16 protein-coding genes and 1 riboswitch are annotated in these 17367 nt (G+C 38.8%); of the genes, 7 read left to right on the forward strand and 9 right to left on the reverse strand.

Annotated elements, in window-relative coordinates:
• Positions 1–23 precede the first annotated feature (23 nt).
• The 5 genes from leuB to ilvB all read right to left on the reverse strand — a co-directional run bounded on the left by leuB (position 24) and on the right by ilvB (position 6091).
• Complete coding sequence (gene leuB, locus LD272_RS14710) at positions 24–1094, reverse strand: 3-isopropylmalate dehydrogenase (RefSeq protein ID WP_226037372.1); 1071 nt, start codon at positions 1092–1094, stop codon at positions 24–26.
• 19 nt (positions 1095–1113) lie between these two features.
• Positions 1114–2658: a 2-isopropylmalate synthase gene (locus LD272_RS14715; RefSeq protein ID WP_226037373.1), complete on the reverse strand. Its 1545-nt coding sequence runs from the start codon at positions 2656–2658 to the stop codon at positions 1114–1116.
• Complete coding sequence (ilvC, locus tag LD272_RS14720) at positions 2645–3676, reverse strand: ketol-acid reductoisomerase (protein WP_226037374.1); 1032 nt, start codon at positions 3674–3676, stop codon at positions 2645–2647. Before ilvC ends, LD272_RS14715 begins: the two co-directional genes overlap by 14 nt.
• Before the next feature lie 175 nt (positions 3677–3851).
• A complete protein-coding gene (gene ilvN, locus LD272_RS14725) occupies positions 3852–4373 on the reverse strand; it encodes an acetolactate synthase small subunit (RefSeq protein WP_226037375.1) in 522 nt (173 codons plus the stop codon).
• Complete coding sequence (gene ilvB / locus LD272_RS14730) at positions 4370–6091, reverse strand: acetolactate synthase large subunit (protein ID WP_226037376.1); 1722 nt, start codon at positions 6089–6091, stop codon at positions 4370–4372. Before ilvB ends, ilvN begins: the two co-directional genes overlap by 4 nt.
• Positions 6092–6974: 883 nt before the next feature.
• Between ilvB and LD272_RS14735 the strand changes: the two genes are divergently transcribed.
• On the forward strand, positions 6975–7436 hold the full coding sequence (locus LD272_RS14735; RefSeq protein WP_226037377.1) for a DUF6884 domain-containing protein: 462 nt from the start codon (positions 6975–6977) through the stop codon (positions 7434–7436).
• An 82-nt stretch (positions 7437–7518) separates the two neighbouring features.
• On the opposite strand, the gene LD272_RS14740 is transcribed toward LD272_RS14735, so the two are convergent.
• Genes LD272_RS14740 through LD272_RS14755 form a run of 4 tightly spaced genes read right to left on the reverse strand, consistent with a single transcriptional unit; the run spans position 7519 to position 11135 of the window.
• The gene (locus tag LD272_RS14740; protein ID WP_226037378.1) at positions 7519–8298 is read right to left on the reverse strand and encodes an energy-coupling factor transporter transmembrane component T family protein; all 780 of its coding nucleotides are present in this window, start codon (positions 8296–8298) and stop codon (positions 7519–7521) included.
• Positions 8285–9952, reverse strand: a complete 1668-nt coding sequence (locus tag LD272_RS14745; RefSeq protein ID WP_226037379.1) for an ABC transporter ATP-binding protein — start codon at positions 9950–9952, stop codon at positions 8285–8287. The genes LD272_RS14740 and LD272_RS14745 overlap by 14 nt, the downstream gene beginning before the upstream one ends.
• On the reverse strand, positions 9949–10530 hold the full coding sequence (locus LD272_RS14750) for an ECF transporter S component (RefSeq protein ID WP_226037380.1): 582 nt from the start codon (positions 10528–10530) through the stop codon (positions 9949–9951). Before LD272_RS14750 ends, LD272_RS14745 begins: the two co-directional genes overlap by 4 nt.
• A complete protein-coding gene (locus LD272_RS14755; protein WP_226037381.1) occupies positions 10527–11135 on the reverse strand; it encodes a YkoF family thiamine/hydroxymethylpyrimidine-binding protein in 609 nt (202 codons plus the stop codon). The genes LD272_RS14750 and LD272_RS14755 overlap by 4 nt, the downstream gene beginning before the upstream one ends.
• A gap of 87 nt (positions 11136–11222) precedes the next feature.
• Positions 11223–11331: riboswitch (TPP riboswitch) on the reverse strand.
• Between the two features lie 172 nt (positions 11332–11503).
• On the opposite strand from LD272_RS14755, the gene LD272_RS14760 reads away from it, so the two are divergent.
• From LD272_RS14760 to LD272_RS14785, 6 genes are all read left to right on the forward strand, one after another.
• Entirely contained in the window at positions 11504–12400 is an 897-nt protein-coding gene (locus LD272_RS14760) for a beta-keto acid cleavage family enzyme (RefSeq protein ID WP_226037382.1), read from the forward strand.
• Positions 12397–13356 (forward strand): 3-hydroxyacyl-CoA dehydrogenase NAD-binding domain-containing protein, encoded by a 960-nt coding sequence (locus LD272_RS14765; protein WP_226037383.1) that lies wholly within the window; start codon positions 12397–12399, stop codon positions 13354–13356. The genes LD272_RS14760 and LD272_RS14765 overlap by 4 nt, the downstream gene beginning before the upstream one ends.
• A gap of 32 nt (positions 13357–13388) precedes the next feature.
• Positions 13389–13859, forward strand: a complete 471-nt coding sequence (locus tag LD272_RS14770) for a thioesterase family protein (protein ID WP_226037384.1) — start codon at positions 13389–13391, stop codon at positions 13857–13859.
• Between the two features lie 75 nt (positions 13860–13934).
• Positions 13935–15134, forward strand: coding sequence for a quaternary amine ABC transporter ATP-binding protein (locus LD272_RS14775; RefSeq protein ID WP_226037385.1), 1200 nt, complete (start codon positions 13935–13937; stop codon positions 15132–15134).
• Positions 15131–15961, forward strand: coding sequence for an ABC transporter permease (locus LD272_RS14780; protein ID WP_226037386.1), 831 nt, complete (start codon positions 15131–15133; stop codon positions 15959–15961). The genes LD272_RS14775 and LD272_RS14780 overlap by 4 nt, the downstream gene beginning before the upstream one ends.
• A gap of 23 nt (positions 15962–15984) precedes the next feature.
• Positions 15985–16899, forward strand: coding sequence for a glycine betaine ABC transporter substrate-binding protein (locus tag LD272_RS14785; protein WP_226037387.1), 915 nt, complete (start codon positions 15985–15987; stop codon positions 16897–16899).
• The last annotated feature ends 468 nt before the right edge of the window (positions 16900–17367 follow it).

The following is a 17367-nucleotide window of genomic DNA, read 5'->3' on the forward strand; positions in this document are numbered from 1 at the left end:
TATAAGAATTAACTTTATTTATCCTATGATTTAATAAAGTCTACAACGAGTTTAGTCATCTCCGCGGTATTCACTTTCTTACCGTTAGTAATCTGTAAATCCGCTGTATGGTACCCTTCATCGATTACTGCTTCAACAGCTGTTTCAATCATTTTTGCTTCTTCTTCCAACTGAAACGAATGACGAAGCATTAAGGCTGCTGATAGAATCATAGCTAAGGGATTTGCAATTCCTAGACCCGCGATATCAGGAGCAGATCCATGAGCGGGTTCATATAAGCCAACCCCGTTTTCTGCTAGGCTAGCAGAAGGTAACATCCCGAGTGATCCTGTTAAAACAGAAGCTTCATCGCTCAATATATCACCAAACATATTTTCCGTAACGATTACATCAAATTGACTAGGATTTGTGATAAGCTTCATAGCGGCAGCGTCGACTAAGACGTGATTAACGGTAACATCTGGATACTCATTACTTTTTTCTTCAACGATTTCTCGCCATAATTTGCTAGATTCTAATACATTAGCCTTATCGACAGAAGTTAAAATTTTACGTCTTAACCTGGCACTTTGAAAGCCTTTATCAACAATTCGTTCAATTTCATCTCTCGTGTAGGAAAGTGTGTCTATTACAGACTTCCCATCCTCACTTCGTTCACTAGGTCTGCCGAAGTACAGGCCTCCCGTAAGCTCTCGAACAATTAGGAGGTCACTACCGTTTATCACTTCCTCTTTAAGAGGGGATGAATGAAGTAATTTTGCAAATCCTTTTACAGGTCTAAGATTTGCGAATAAATCTAATGATTTGCGAATCCCAAGTAATCCTCTTTCTGGACGTAAGTGAGAGGGGAGTTGATCCCATTTTGGTCCGCCTACCGCTCCAAGTAGTACAGCGTCCGCTTTTTTGCAAGCATCTACTGTTTGGGTGGGAAGGGGGGAGCCATGGTTATCAACGGCAATCCCGCCGATATCATGAGATTCAAAGGTGAACGAATGATTATATCGTTCAGAAAGGGCGCTTAGTACCGCTTTTGCTGATGCAATAACTTCAACGCCGATTCCATCACCAGGAAGTAGTACGATATTTTTTTGCATGATTGACCTCCTAATACTACTATATTTTAGCTTCAATTTTATTTTTAGAAATATTATTTAAAAACACACGATTAACAGCGTTTAAAAAGGCTTGTGCGGATGCTTCCAAAACGTCCTGTGCCGAGCCGCGTCCACTAACTGTAGTATCATTAACAGTCATACTAACATGCACCTCAGCAAGGGCATCGCGACCTTTACCGATCGAATTTAAGTTAAAGTCGGTCAAATGAATTTCTTCTTCAACTAGTTTTTCAATAGTATTATACAATGCCTCAACACTACCTTGACCAGTACAAGCTGTTTCTACTCGAGTACCTTCAGGTGTAGTTAAAGCAACGGTTGCTGTAGGTAAGTTATGTGTTCCGTATTGAACTTGAAACGATTGTAATTCGTATCTTTTTACACCGGAAACATCTGTCTGAATATCGGTTAAAATAACGAATAAATCATCATCCGTAACTTCTTTCTTACGATCAGTCAGTAGTTTAAATGCTTTAAATGCTTCAATTGATTTTTCTTCTGTTAGGTTAAACCCTAAATGTTCTATTTTGTCATTGAATGCATGGCGACCGGAATGTTTACCTAACACTAAATTGTTAGATTGGATACCAACTAACTCTGGAGTAATAATTTCATAAGTTAATGCGTTTTTTAGTACCCCGTCCTGATGGATGCCGGATTCGTGCGCAAAGGCATTTCTTCCAACCACTGCTTTATTGCCAGGTACGGACATACCAGTAAATTTACTGACTAAATCGCTAGTACGCTTAATTTCTTTTAAAATAAGATTAGTAGTATAAGGATAAAAATCATTGCGTATATTCAAGGCGACAGCGAATTCTTCAAGCGCAGCATTACCAGCACGTTCTCCAATACCGTTAATTGTACCTTCAATTTGTGTTGCTCCATTTTCCATTGCTGCAAGGGAGTTGGCGACTGCCATTCCAAGATCATCATGGCAATGGCAAGAAAGATCAACTTTATCTATATTTGGTACATTTTCTTTGATATAACGGAACATCTCGCCGTATTCTTTTGGCGTAGTATAGCCAACTGTATCAGGTAAATTAATAACAGTTGCTCCAGCATCGATAACTTTTTCAATGATTTTCACCAAAAAATTTAAATCAGAACGAGAAGCATCTTCTGCAGACCATTCGACATGTGTGAATTTTTGTTTAGCATAAGATACCATTTCAACTGAAGTATCAATTACTTGATCAGGTGTTTTTTTAAGTTTGTATTCCATATGAATAGGGGAGGTAGCGATAAATACATGCAAGCGTGGTTCGTTTGCTGCCTTTAAAGCTTCCCAAGCAATATCAATATCTGATTTTGTTGCTCGAGCTAGACCTGTAACAGATACATCTTTGATAGTTTCAGCGATTTTTTTAACAGCTTCAAATTCACCTTTGGAGGAAGCAGGGAAGCCTGCCTCCATGATATCCACTCCAAAGCGTTCTAGCTGTTTAGCAATTTCAAGTTTTTCTAATTGGTTAAGATTAACTCCGGGTGATTGTTCACCATCCCGGAGTGTTGTATCAAAAATTTTAATTTGTTTCACTTGAGACCACTTCCTTCTTAGAGTTTACCCTTTTTTTAACAAATGGCATTAACTCACGAAGCTCTCTACCTACTTTTTCGATTTGATGTTCATTTTCTTTAGCATTAGTTGCATTAAATTGAGGACGATTTGCTTGGTTTTCTAGGATCCAGCCTTTAGCAAATACACCAGTTTGAATGTCCGTTAGTACATCTTTCATGCGAGCTTTTGTATCTTCATTGACAACTCGTGGTCCTGATACGAAATCACCCCATTGAGCTGTGTCTGAGATAGAGTAACGCATTCCTTCCAGACCGCCTTCATACATTAAGTCAACAATTAACTTAAGTTCATGCATACACTCAAAGTAAGCAACTTCTGGTTGATATCCAGCTTCTGTTAGTGTTTCAAATCCAGCTTTTACAAGACTTGTTAGACCACCGCATAGGACAGCTTGCTCACCGAATAGGTCGGTTTCTGTTTCTTCTTGGAAAGATGTTTCAAGAATACCTGCACGACCTGCTCCGATTCCTTTCGCATAAGCAAGTGCAACATCTGTAGAATTACCAGTGAAATCTTGATAGATGCCGTAAAGTGCAGGAACACCAGCGCCTTCTTCAAACGTTCTACGTACAAGGTGACCAGGACCCTTTGGTGCAACTAAGAATACATCAACATCCTCTGGAGGGACAACTTGATTAAAATGAATATTAAAACCATGAGCAAACGCTAGTGCGTTTCCGGCTTGTAGGTTCGGTTTTATGCTTTCTTCGTAAATTTTCGGTTGGTATTCATCCGGTAGTAGTACCATAATCACGTCGGCTTCTGCTGAAGCATCAGCAACAGATTTTACGTTAACACCATCTTCAACAGCTTTATCCCAAGACTTTCCTTTTCTTAGGCCAACAACTACATCAAAACCACTTTCTTTTAAGTTTAACGCATGTGCGTGCCCCTGGGAGCCATAACCGATGATTGCGATTTTCTTGGATTGTAAAACCTCTTCTTGAATATCGTTGTGATAAAGTACTTTTGTCATAATGATTACATCCTCTCAAATTGTTTGTTTTATATAAATTTAGTGGTACATAATTCCAAGATTCTGAAAAATTAATTCAGAGTACAAGCACCAGTGGGGCGCTTGTGAATTATACTATCCCAGGGTAAGTTAGGTTAGGCGTATAGCCTATACCGTTCCTGAGGATAGCAGGGTCTTACTTAAGCAAGGAGTAAGAAGTCAATTCGGTAACTTGTGGTTGTTGACCTCGTAAAAATGCGGTCATTCCAGTTCTAGCTAATTCCTTAATTCCATATGGTCGAAGTAGGTCGATTAAAGCTTCAATCTTGTCAGTTTTACCTGTAACTTGAACAGATAAACTATCCTTACTAACATCAATAATGGACGCACGAAACGGTTCAATAATACCTTGTATTTCGCTGCGCAACTGACTACTGCTCACTACTTTTATTAAGGCTAACTCTCTAGCGACAATCGCTTTATCTGTAATATCCGATACCTTTAGGATATCAATTTGCTTATTTAACTGTTTGGTTACTTGCTCTAACTTTTGATTATCTTCAACTTCAACAACAAAGGTCATCTTTGAAATACCATCAACTTCAGTGCGACCGACTGATATGCTGTCAATGTTAAATTGTCTTTTTTGAAGCAATCCAGTAATTCGATTCAGTACACCACTTCTGTTTTGGACGGTAGCAGTTATAATTCGTTTCATGGTTTCACCCCGATCATTTCATTTAGCCCTTTGCCAGGTGCGATCATCGGATAGACATTTTCTTGCTGTAGGACACGACAATCAACAACTACTGGACCTTGGTAAGCGAACAATTCAGGTAATGCTTGAATTAATTGTTCTTGTGTATCAATTTTCATTCCTTTAATTTGGTATGCTTCTGCTAATTTCACAAAATCAGGTTGAACATCAAGTAATGATTCGGAATAACGTTTCTCGTAAAATGTTTCCTGCCACTGACGGACCATTCCTAGTGCACCATTGTTGACGATGATTACTTTTACAGGAAGTCCGCGTTCTTGTAATACTGAAAGCTCCTGAAGGGTCATTTGAAAACCACCGTCACCGACAATAGCAACAACAGTATCTTCTGGTGCGGCTAATTGTGCTCCAATCGCAGCTGGAAAGCCAAAGCCCATTGTGCCTAACCCACCAGATGTTACCCATCTATTTGGTCGATTAAATGTGTAATACTGTGCTGCCCACATTTGATGTTGGCCTACGTCTGTTGTGACAATCGCATTGCCAGCAGTTTCCTTATGAATAGCTTCGATTAGCCATTGTGGAATCATTTCTTCACTTGGATTGTTATACCAAAGTGGGTAATTCTCTTTATTTTTGTTTATTTCAGCCATCCATTCCTCATGATCTGGTGATACTTTGGCATGAGTTTGTAGCAGTTTAATAGCTGCTTTTGAGTCAGCAACGATAGGTATGTGAGTTGCCACATTTTTTCCAATCTCTGCAGGATCAATATCAATATGCGCGACAGATGCGTTGGGTGCAAAATGCTTAAGATTACCAGTTAAGCGGTCATCAAATCGTGCACCAATATTAATTAATAAATCACACTCATACAATGCCGTGTTCGCAGCGTATGTTCCGTGCATTCCCGCCATTCCTAGTGCAAGGTCATGATTACCAGGAAATCCCCCTAAGCCCAGCAACGTCGTCGTTACAGGTAGTGAATGCTTTTCAGCAAATACTTGTAGTTCTTCTGAGGCTTTACCTATAATGATTCCGGCACCTGCAAGAATTACCGGCTTTTTAGCCTTGGCTAATGAGTCTGCAAGTTTTTTAATTTGTAATGGGTTCGGTTTTGTAGTTGGTTGATATCCAGGAAGATGGAAATCAGTATCGTAATTTCCTTCAGCTGGATTTGCTGAAATATCTTTTGGAATGTCAACGACTACAGGACCAGGTCTTCCAGTAGAAGCAATATGGAATGCTTCTCTGACGATTCTTGGTAAATCACTGATTGAACGGACTTGGTAATTGTGTTTTGTGATTGGAGTAGTAATCCCCATCACGTCAGCTTCTTGGAATGCATCAGTGCCAATTACACCACGAGCAACTTGACCAGTGAAAACAACTAAAGGTAGTGAGTCCATCATTGCATCTGCTATACCAGTAATTAAATTAGTTGCTCCAGGACCTGAAGTGGCAATAACTACTCCTGGTCTCCCTGATACACGTGCATAACCTTCTGCGGCGTGTATCGCCCCTTGTTCGTGCCGAGTAAGGATGTGCTCGAAAGAATCCTTTGCCCGGTAAAGCGCGTCATAAATTGGAAGTACGGCACCACCAGGGTATCCAAATATTGTTTTAACCTCTTCTTTAATCAAAGATTCAACAAGAAGATCTGCCCCTGTTTTTGGTTTTGCTTCGGTATCGATACTAGGCTTTGTTTCTACCTTCATTTTGTCATCCCTCCTGAAAATGTAATACTATTTAAGAAAATCCGAAATAAAAAGGCCATTTTCTCCCATTAAACTGCACATATGCAGAATAATCGGGGAGAAAAGGCCTTAACTTTTCACGGTACCACCCTGATTTACAACATCCTCGCGAATGCTGCCTCATGAAGCTAACTATATAATAGTAAGCTTCTTTTGATAACAGGTGTTTAGTAGAACACCTGGTTAAGCCTAATGAGATTTTGACTGTTCGGCTTAACACTCAGGGACGATGTCAGAATAAGGTGTATTTCCGGGCTTCCAGCAACCCCGGCTCTCTGTCAATACATGTTCTTATTCCTTTATTCCCGTCGTCGTTTTATTTGTTATAGAATTAATGGTTATTTTTTAAAAAGAGTAGCATTTTTCAGATTAGTTTACTTAACTACTATTGTATTACAATTCTGATAATTTAGTCTAGTTATTAGATAAAGTTACTCTTTTAAAATTCACTTAATTTACAAAAGTTTTTCTGAAAATCAAAAGGCCATTTAAATTGTAACTTCTGATTATTTATATGATTGCAAAAACTCTTGATTGACGACAATCATACAACCATTTATATATTAGGTCAACAGGTTTTGTGAAAATTTTCTGATATTTAGGGAAAACACCCCGAATGGTAAGCGATTACAACGTTTGAATGACAATAAAAACAGATAAAAAAATAATTATTAATTAATTTTAGAAGTTAAAGATTTAGATGGTTTATTATGGAAAATAAACATTTGAAAATCTATATTCGTAACGTATGATATAAGTTGAGTTACATTCTATAAAGTAATTTTCTAGTATTATAATTTCCCTAAGTTAAATAATACGATAATAATTGATTGGAAGTGGTTAATTGGGACAACTGTGTATATTACCATGTGGCAATAAGAAAATTTGGGATAAAAAAGGAGAGATAGGACCTGTTCGTGCCAGGGACGCTTATATTGGTACATTTCATAATCTTTGTGAACAATATGCAGAGAAGTTTTTTGATCGATGGGTTATTCTATCAGCTAAATATGGTTATTTATTACCTAATGATATAGTAAAGGGCAATTATGATGTAACGTTTAACAAAAAAAGTAATGAAATAATATCTATAGATGAATTAAAAAATCAGGTAAAAAAGAAACAACTTTATCAAAATGATGGAATTGTAGTATTAACAGGAAAGAAATATATCGAAGTCGTAACAAAAAGTTTTGAAACTGAATTAACTATTCAATTTCCTCTAATTAAATGCAAAGGGATTGGATATATGCAGCAAGAGCTTAAATCTGCTATCGAACTATCTCAACCAATCCACCGGACATAGGCAGGTAGGTAGTGTGTATGTTTTAACGTGCTAAGGTGTCAAAGTTAAGAAGTGATGTACCAACTGGTACATCACTTCTTAACTATAATTCTCCGTTGTACCATTTAAAATAACCGAGTTGCCATGACATAATGATAAGAATTAATAAAACAGCTACCATACCTAGCAAAAAAATCCAATCTTTTGTGGTTACAGTAAACTGTCGATAAAACGTTCTGTCACGACTCCCTGTAAATCCTTTGGATTCCATTGCAATAGCTGTTCGCTCTGCTTTTCTTATGGAACTCGCTAACAGAGGTACTGCGAACCGTTTATATTGATTAAATCCTTCCTTTAACGTTTTAGCACGGTTTACACCTCGAACACGATGCGCAGAACGAATAAGGAATAATTCATCCTTAATCATAGGTGAAAAACGGTAACCAGCTAATATACCGTAGGCGAGCTTCGGAGGAAACTTACATTGCTGCATTAGGCTTAGAATAAAATGAACAATATTGGTAGTTAAAAGAAACAATAAGGATAAAGATGCGAAACTTAAAATTCTAAGTGATAAGGAAAGTGCCGTATTTACATCTTCAGTAGGGAAATCCCGCCCGAACAGAGTTATTGCCGCATTAGGGTTAATTGGCTCGTTTGCAAAGATCAGATTACTCCAAAACATTCCAACTGCAAAAATGAGGAACGGTGAAAAATAAAGAAGATATTTTTTCCAATTTATTTTGGCTACACCGATGGTGAGAAACCAGATCCAAATAATAAATAAAAACGGCGTTATTGGATCAAATACAAGAGCTAATAGTAGCACACTTAGAATGATAGTAATCGCCTTGATACTTGGATTTACGTTATGTATGAACATAGCCAACGTCCTTTTGTTGTAATTGTTTTAATTCCACTTCTTTTGGTAGCTCTAATTGCCATTGATTAAGTTTACCGACTGGATAATTCCACAATTGTTCAGGCGTTGTGTCAAGCACAATATGTCCTTTTTCCATTACGAGTACTCGATCAGCGTAATGGTGTACGATGTCCATATCGTGCGTGATCATAACAATCGACGTTCCTTGATTATATCGTTCAACTAGTAAATGTAATAGTTGTTTAGTAGAATGGGCATCTTGACCAAATGTAGGTTCATCTAGAATGAGAAGAGATTGGTCGTCTACAATCATAGTTGCCACGCTTAAGCGTCTTTTTTGACCTTGACTAAGTGTGTAAGGGTGATAGTCATCAAAACCGGTTAATTGACATTGATTAAGAATTTTTTCAACACGGTTGTTTATTTCTCGTTCACTGTATTCCTGTAAACGTAAACTAAACGCCACTTCGTCAAAAACGGAATCTGCAATGAATTGATGCTCTGGATTTTGAAAAACATAGCCGATTTTCTTTCTTAGATCCTTTTCTTTCCAATTTTTCATCGGTCTATCATCTAGATGAATAGTCCCTCTAGAAGGCTTCTGAATACCTGCTAACAATTTAGAAAGAGATGATTTTCCGCTACCGTTTGCCCCTAGGACTGCAACAAATTGACCATGATAGAGGTCAATATTTGTTTGCTTGATGATAGAGGTATTTCTTTTGGACCAGGATATATCCCTTGCTTTAAGTAACAAGCGTTTATCAGCTTTGACAGTCTTTTTTTTATCTAATCCGTTATAAGAAATAGGATAGCTTGCTAATTCGTTAATAGTCAGAGGTAGGGTATTAAAAAAGTAAGCTCCCTGTTTCTCAATAGCCAGTGCTATTTTTGTTGCCCTTGGAATCCAAATGCCTAACTTCTCCAATCTATCACGATGTTGGTTGATACCATCATGAAGTATTCCATCAAAGAAAATCTGTCCATTTGTATTCATCATTATGCTGCGTTTAATTAGTGATACCCAACCATCTAATTGATGCTCGATAACAATGAGTGAAAATTGTTTTTTTTGTTGTAATTGATCAAGAGTTTGAATGAATTCTTTCGCTGCTTTTGGATCGAGATTAGCCGTTGGTTCATCCAATACGAGAATTTCTGGTTCGAGTGCTAAAATGCAGGCAAGTGCTAATTTTTGCTTTTGCCCTCCGGATAAAGTTGAAATAACTCGTTCCTTGTAGGCAGTCATATTCACTAGTCCTAATGCTTCGTGAATTCTAACGTCCATCTCAGTGGTCGCGATACCTTTATTTTCAAGGCCAAAGGCAACTTCATCTGCTACTGTTAGCATACAAAATTGAGTTTCAGGGTCCTGAAAGACGACACCTACTTGTAGAGATAGCTCGCCACTAGCAAAATTATTAGCGGATACACCGTTAATAGATATGTCACCTTGCATTGCACCATCTAGTTCACGAGGGTAGAGTCCATTCAAACAATGAGTTAGCGTGCTTTTTCCACATCCACTAGGTCCAAGGATTAAAAGATTCTCATGGTCTTTTAGTTCAAAGTTCAGTTCATCTAAAATAGGCTGTTTTTGGTCATCTTCATAAAATAACTTTAATTGACTCACCCTTATTCGAGGTATACTCATGCTGCTTTTTTCCTCTTCTTATATTCCTTCCCTAATGCAAAGCTTGAGAGAACGCCTGTTTTTGCGACCGCGTCACTCAAGACTTTACCGATTAGACCTGCTATTAATGCACCACTAATCAAACGAATTACAAACATTGCCAGGATATAGTTTGGAGCGAATGTAATGTAACCATTTTGGAACATACCCCAAATAAAACTAGTGACTGCGGAGCCCATGCCAGCTAACATAAGGACCCATAACGAATAGATTTTCCATCTTGTCGCTGCAAAAACTGCTTCTGCTCCAATTCCTTGAATCATTCCAACTAGCATTAAAATTGGTCCGAGTGCATTTCCTAGCATAAATTCAATCGTAGCAGCTATCGTTTCTGATATAAAAGCTGCACCAGGTTTTCGGATGATATATGCCGCTATAATCGAAACAATGAACCAAATACCGAAGATAGGCTCATATCCAATCGGTCCCATAAATCCTACTAATACTCCGCCAATAGGTAAGAAGGCTAGATAGATGACACCAAACACAACAGATAAGGTAGCCATTACAATGACTTCTTTTAAACGCCAATTTTTCATTTTGTATTTCCACCTTTCTTAGAAGGGCTATTTGCAGACATCGACACTGTCATAACAGTGTGTGATGAGCCGCCTTCTTCCATATCGATGAATACCTTCTCAAGCCCGTTAAATACGTTAACTGCTTCTCCGTCTAGTCTTGTTGCATAGTGTGTACCACTAACTTCCACACCATGGCTTTTCATGGCCTCAATTTGGCGATAGATGGTGTCCATATAATCGCCTCCACCTAGTGGATAAAGTGCGAATTTTGTTGCTACTTTCTGCTTTATTTGTTCTGAAGTTGTTTTATTAAGTTGAAAATCATCTTCAGCCATATAGACATCACCAGTTGTGTCACCCGGACAACCAACAGAATAGGTTGCGTTAAGAGCGACATGGACACCTGAGTTGGCAGTATGAAGAAAAATTGCTTTTGTTACATCAAAGATATGCGGGATTCTTCCTCTTACTAACGTGCTAACGTCATCAGTCTCAATCCAAACCTTTGATGTATCAACACTTTTTATAGCAGATGTAATTACTTCAATAAAATCATCACTCATCGGATGAATGGAAAAACTACAACCTGCAATTCGATTACTTCCACAGACAAACTTTTTCATTAATAATTCCTCCTTAAATTTTATGAACGTAAAAAGGCTGCATCCCGATGGGAATGCAGCCTACATATGTAATATTTTATATAATACACCAGTTCGACCACACTTCCCCACGCTAGTATTATCTAGTTCGGGTTCAAAGGGTCAGAACATATTAGTTCTTCTCAGCCATTTTATAAAAGCTCCCCTAGTGCAACGTTAATTATTCAATTATCTTCCCCTTTATCCTAATAGAATCTTTTCGACTTGTAAAGATTAATTTTTTGCAAAGAGACTTGAGTTGAATTTAATAAAAAGCTTTTGTTGCATAAAAAAAATAAGACAACAGAAAATAGGTGAAATTATTAGGATTCATGTAAGGAGAAAATATAATGACTAAAAAGATATTAGTGACAGCCGCCGTGACTGGGGCAGGGGAGACCGTAAGTAAAAGTTCCCATGTACCGGTAACACCAAAAGAAATTGCAGAAGCTGCAATTGAATCAGCGAAGGCGGGAGCAACGGTTGCTCACGTCCATGCGCGTAATCCTGAAACAGGGGGTATAAGTCACAACGTTGGACACTATCGTGAAATTGTCGAACGGATTCGCGAATCAGAAACTGATGTTGTTATCAACATTACCTCTGGAGGTGGTGGGGATTTCATTCCAAACCTTGATACACCTCACACCGGGGGAGATGGAACTGATATCCAAACTCCGGGGGAGAGGCATCATCCGGTTGGTCAACTGCTTCCAGAAATGTGTACTTTGGATTGTGGCAGTATTAATTTTGGAAATATGGTTTATTTAAGCCCGACCGATTGGCTAAGGGATCAGGCAAAACGGATTCAGGAAAGTGGCGTGAAACCAGAATTAGAGTGCTTTGACACTGGACATATTCGCTTTGCCAAACAGTTAATTGATGAAGGCTTAGTTGACAAAGACCCAATGTTCCAATTCTGCTTAGGGATCCCATGGGGGGCAGATGCAGACATAGAGACCTTATTATACATGACAAGCCGCTTACCGATCAACGCTCATTGGTCGGCATTTGGGATTGGTAGGATGCAGTTGCCGGTTGTCAGGCTTGCTGCGATGCTTGGTGGTAATGTCCGAGTTGGATTAGAAGATAATTTATATCTAAGTAAGGGAGTGCTTGCCCGAAATGATCAACTCGTTGATAAAGCAGTTCAAATGTTGAGTGCCAATGATAGTGAAGTGATGACACCACAGGAGGCGCGTGAACAATTTGGATTAAGTAATCCTTACGGAGGTGGGAAAAAATGAACACTACAGATCAATTGAAATTTGAAAGTCTTGCTGTAGTCGGAACAGGGGTAATCGGAAATGGGTGGATTGCCCGGTTCCTTGCTAATGGATATGACGTAATAGCTTTTGATCCTGCAGAAGGTGCAGAAGAGAGAACTCGCGAGGCAGTTAAATTAGCCTTTGAATCCCTAAAGGAGATTGGCCTTGCAGAAGGTGCCTCAATCAATCGACTAACCTTTGTTCCGACCATTGAAGAAGCGGTTAATCAGGCTGATCTAATTCAAGAAAATGTACCTGAAAGAGAGAATTTGAAAAAAAGCGTATTAAAAAGCATTGATCAGCATGCTAACCCTGACGCTATTATTGGCTCTAGTACTTCAGGGATTATGCCGAGTATCTTGCAGGAGGGATTGCAGCACCCAGAACGGCTGATCGTTTCTCATCCATTTAATCCTGTTTTTATATTGCCACTTGTCGAGTTGGTTGGTGGCAGGTTAACTGACCAAGTACATATGGAAAGAGCGAGTAGATTCTTCTCCTCTATAAAAATGAAACCACTTATAATTCGCAAGGAAATTGAAGGGCACTTGGCTGATCGCCTTATGGAAGCTTTATGGCGTGAGGCTCTTCACTTGGTCAATGATGGTATAGCGACAACAGAAGAAGTGGATGCAGCTATCATTTATGGTGCGGGTTTGCGCTGGGCACAAATGGGCCCTTTCCTGACTTTTCACTTAGCAGGTGGAAACAAAGGAATGCGTCATATGTTGGAACAGTTTGGACCTGCATTGAAATTACCATGGACGAAACTTGTGGCACCTGAATTAACAGACGAATTAAAAGAAAAAGTAATTGAAGGATGCGAAACACAAGCCAAAGACGTATCTATAACGGAACTTGAAACCAAGCGAAATGAATTCCTGGTAAAAGTACTAGACCTAGTAGAAGATTATTGGCCGGAGTCTAAGATTTAAGAAATGAAATAAAAGCTTTAAGGAGATGGAGCATGGGACTCAGTACATTTACTTATCAAGGTTTCGTGCAAAGCGATTGGGTAGATTATAACGGTCATATGAATGATGCCGCATATGCAAAAGCATTCAGCCTTGCAGTTGATACATTCATTGAGTTTATCGGCTTAGACGAAGATGCGAGAAGAATAAATGCCTATACTGTTTTCACGCTAGAGACACATTTATGTTATTTAATGGAAGTACGAGACGGCGAAGCTTTTGACATATCAGTACAATTACTTGATTCCGATGCCAAACGTCTGCATGTATTTTTCGCCATGAAGAATGATTCAAAGGACATGATAGCCACAAGTGAACAAATGTTAATGGGGATCGACACAGACAAGGAACGACCAAGCCCATTTCCTAGTGCTATTAGAGCTAACGTGGAGGAGTTACAAAATAAACATCAACAGTTAGGAATCCCAAAGCAAGTGGGGAGGCGAATCGGGATTAGTCGATAATCCTAAAATGTCGACACAATATCCGTACAAAGGGAGTCATTTTCAGAAAGTCGTTTCGGAGAAAGGAGTATGGTTATGAATAAAATTGAAGTGAAAAACTTAACAAAAGTTTTTGGTTCCCATCCTCAACAAGGATTGAAGAGGTTAAAGAATGGGGAAGCAAAAGCTGAAATTTTAGATAAAACAGGTATGACAGTCGGTGTAAATCAAGCTTCTTTCGAAGTCAAAGCTGGCGAGTTTTTCGTTATTATGGGGCTGTCGGGAAGCGGTAAATCTACTCTAATTAGATTGGTCAATCGACTGATTGAGCCAACTGATGGTGAAGTACTTATTGACGGAGAAGATATTATAAAAATGGAAAGTACAGAACTTAGGGAAACAAGACGGAAAAGGTTAAGCATGGTTTTTCAGAATTTTGGCTTGCTTCCACACCGCACTGTTTTAGATAACGTCGCGTACGGATTGGAAATTCAGGGAGTCGATAAAGAAAAACGAATAAAAAAAGCAGAGGAGTCGATAATTGATGTTGGTTTAAAAGGATATAAAGACAGTTATCCGAAAGAATTAAGTGGTGGCATGCAGCAAAGAGTAGGGCTAGCCCGTGCACTTGCTAATAATACTGATATTTTATTGATGGATGAAGCGTTCAGTGCCCTTGATCCGATTATTCGTAAAGACATGCAAGACGAGCTGCTTAGTTTACAAGATAAGCTTGATAAGACAATTTTATTTATTACCCATGATTTAGATGAAGCGTTAAAGCTTGGAGATCGTATCGCTATTATGAAAGAAGGGCAGATTGTTCAAGTAGGTTCACCAGAAGAAATTTTAGAAAATCCTGCCAATGAGTATGTTTCTAACTTTGTTAAAGATGTTGATCGTTCCAAAGTATTGGTCGCCTCTCATGTCATGAAAAAACCTGAAGTGTTAATGACGTATAAAGATGGTCCACGGGTAGCTGTGAGAAAAATGGAAGAAGCTGAAGCGTCAAGTATCTTTGTTGTTGATAAAGAAAAGAACTACAAAGGACTATTAACCATTGATGATGCTATAAAAGCTTATAAAGAAGAAATACCCTTGGAGCAAGTACTAAATACCAAAGTGCAGGAAGTGTTACCTGATACTCCGCTTCACGAGTTAATCGGAATTGCAGCGGAAGCTAAGTATCCGCTCGCGGTCATTGAAAACGGAAAATTATTGGGAATTATCTCACGGATATCGATCCTCTCTGGATTGGTACTTGGTAAAGAGAATGAGGAGGCAGTTACACCATGAACTATTTCTATTTCCCATTAGAAGAATGGACAAACCTGTTTGTTAATCAGTGGTTGCTGCCAGTAATGGGTGGTTTTTTTAATACTATCAGTAACCTCCTAGGTGCATTCATTGATGCAGTTACCAATCTTTTAATAGTTGTTCCGCCAGAGATTATTACCATTGTGCTCATCTTACTGTCGTGGAAAATTGCTGGTAAAGGAATTGCTTTGTTTACCTTAATTGGCTGTTTATATCTGGGATCTGTTGACCTGTGGGACCCAGCAATGCAGACTGTTGCGATTGTGGTTGTGTCGACACTTGTTTCTATTATCATTGGGATTCCAATCGGTATTCTAGCAGCAATAAGTGATATTATCGATCAGATTGTACGGCCGATACTGGACTTCATGCAGACGCTACCTAGCTTTGTCTATTTAATACCAGCAATATTATTATTCGGTCTTGGTGGTGTTCCCGCTGTTATCGCAACATTTATTTTCGCTACGCCACCGGCTGTTCGGATGACAAGTCTTGGAATAAAGCAAGTACCAAGTGATGTAATTGAAGCATCAAGAGCGTTCGGATCAACTCGCTGGCAATTATTGATTAAGGTCCAACTTCCTCTTGCCTTATCAACAATTATGGCAGGTGTGAACCAAACGATTATGTTGGCATTGTCCATGGCTGTTATTGCTTCCATGATCGGAGCTCCAGGGCTTGGATCGACCGTGTTATCGGGAATTTCTACTGTTAATGTTGGTTTAGGACTCGCTGGTGGATTGGGAATCGTTGTACTTGCAATTATCCTGGACCGGATTACTCAAGGGCTAGGAAGAAAAGCATAAAATAGTAAAAAGGAGATAGGTAAATGAAGAAGATTGTATTTAATTTGATTGCTATGTTGTTTTTAACATTGATTGTTGGTTGTGGAGCAGGAGGCGAAGGAGATACAGAAGGAACAGAACAAGGCAATCAAGAGGAGGATCAAGCGAATCAAGAGAACGTCGGCGATGGCCAAACCATCACTTTTGGTGTGACACCGTGGACAAGTACTATACCTCCTACAGAAATTGCTAGTATGATTTTGGAGGATATGGGATATACAGTGGAATCCGTTGAAGCGAATGTAGGGGGTGTATTCATGGGACTGTCACGCGGAGAACTTGATGTATTCATGGATTCTTGGCTACCTATGCACGAAACGTATTTTGAGAAATTTGAAGAAGATATCGTTGATACCGCTGTTAGCTATCCAGAAGCAGAGACTGGTTGGACTGTTCCTACCTATTTGGAAGACATTAACAGTGTAGAAGACATTGTAGGTAATGAAGATATGTTCGATAATGAGTTTTATGGTATTGAAGAAGGAGCGGGCGCGTCGATCGAGTCGGATGAAATAATTGAAGCGTACGAATTAAACATGAAGCAGGTAAATTCTTCGGAAGGTGGCATGCTCGCACAAGCACAGCGAAAAATGAATCAGGAAGACCCGGTTGTCTTTTATGGCTGGCGTCCACATACGATGTTCAACAAATTTGATTTAAAGGTATTGACAAATGAAAAAGGGTTCTTTGAAACATCTTCTATCCATGTTATTACAACGAAAGATTTAGAAGAAAGAGCACCTGAAGCATACGAATTTTTAAGTAACTGGAGTATTTCTATAGATGATGTAGAGAAAATGATTGTGCAAATCGAGGAAGAAGGCCAAGATGCCGAAACTGTTGCACGTGAATGGATTGAAAATAATCAAGACAAAGTAAATGAAATGACCGGAAATTAAATCGGAAAAAAGAGGACTATTTTAGCTCACATTGCTAAAATAGTCCTCTTTTTCAGGGGTGTTCGTTTTAAATTCTTTGCATTTGAAAGAAAAATTACGAAAATTATGCTTTTTACTGGAGATCCGTGAGCCTCATCCGTTGATTCGCCTGAAAAATGCGTGAATTCAACCTTAATAGTAAACTATTCGCCCCAAACTCTCGTTGATTCGCCCCAAAAGCGGCTGGGCCCCTTAATTTCAGACACATACTTGAAATTTCTCTATCTTTCTTAAAATTTCATTTTTTATTTTAAACAGAGGAAATTGCTCCCTATCTTTTTTATTAAATTTTATATTATTCTCCCTATAAGACTTGACATAGAGCCTCGTCACGCATGATTCTCCCACCAGGACACCAGCTTATAAATAAACTGGTATCACCATCAAGGTTATCATGCGTTGCTCCATATCAAGTCGCTTCTCCAGCCA

The organism is Aquibacillus saliphilus (assembly GCF_020404745.1).
Lineage (GTDB): Bacteria > Bacillota > Bacilli > Bacillales > Amphibacillaceae > Aquibacillus > Aquibacillus saliphilus.

Excerpts from the sequence above, each read along its gene's own strand:
- LD272_RS14775 (WP_226037385.1), top strand. The coding sequence starts at position 13,935 with ATGAATAAAATTGAAGTGAAAAACTTAACAAAAGTTTTTGGTTCCCAT.
- LD272_RS14750 (WP_226037380.1), bottom strand. The coding sequence starts at position 10,530 with ATGAAAAATTGGCGTTTAAAAGAAGTCATTGTAATGGCTACCTTATCT.
- LD272_RS14755 (WP_226037381.1), bottom strand. The coding sequence starts at position 11,135 with ATGAAAAAGTTTGTCTGTGGAAGTAATCGAATTGCAGGTTGTAGTTTT.
- LD272_RS14770 (WP_226037384.1), top strand. The coding sequence starts at position 13,389 with ATGGGACTCAGTACATTTACTTATCAAGGTTTCGTGCAAAGCGATTGG.
- LD272_RS14780 (WP_226037386.1), top strand. The coding sequence starts at position 15,131 with ATGAACTATTTCTATTTCCCATTAGAAGAATGGACAAACCTGTTTGTT.
- ilvN (WP_226037375.1), bottom strand. The coding sequence starts at position 4,373 with ATGAAACGAATTATAACTGCTACCGTCCAAAACAGAAGTGGTGTACTG.
- LD272_RS14765 (WP_226037383.1), top strand. The coding sequence starts at position 12,397 with ATGAACACTACAGATCAATTGAAATTTGAAAGTCTTGCTGTAGTCGGA.
- LD272_RS14760 (WP_226037382.1), top strand. The coding sequence starts at position 11,504 with ATGACTAAAAAGATATTAGTGACAGCCGCCGTGACTGGGGCAGGGGAG.
- LD272_RS14745 (WP_226037379.1), bottom strand. The coding sequence starts at position 9,952 with ATGAGTATACCTCGAATAAGGGTGAGTCAATTAAAGTTATTTTATGAA.
- LD272_RS14785 (WP_226037387.1), top strand. The coding sequence starts at position 15,985 with ATGAAGAAGATTGTATTTAATTTGATTGCTATGTTGTTTTTAACATTG.
- leuB (WP_226037372.1), bottom strand. The coding sequence starts at position 1,094 with ATGCAAAAAAATATCGTACTACTTCCTGGTGATGGAATCGGCGTTGAA.
- ilvC (WP_226037374.1), bottom strand. The coding sequence starts at position 3,676 with ATGACAAAAGTACTTTATCACAACGATATTCAAGAAGAGGTTTTACAA.
- ilvB (WP_226037376.1), bottom strand. The coding sequence starts at position 6,091 with ATGAAGGTAGAAACAAAGCCTAGTATCGATACCGAAGCAAAACCAAAA.
- LD272_RS14740 (WP_226037378.1), bottom strand. The coding sequence starts at position 8,298 with ATGTTCATACATAACGTAAATCCAAGTATCAAGGCGATTACTATCATT.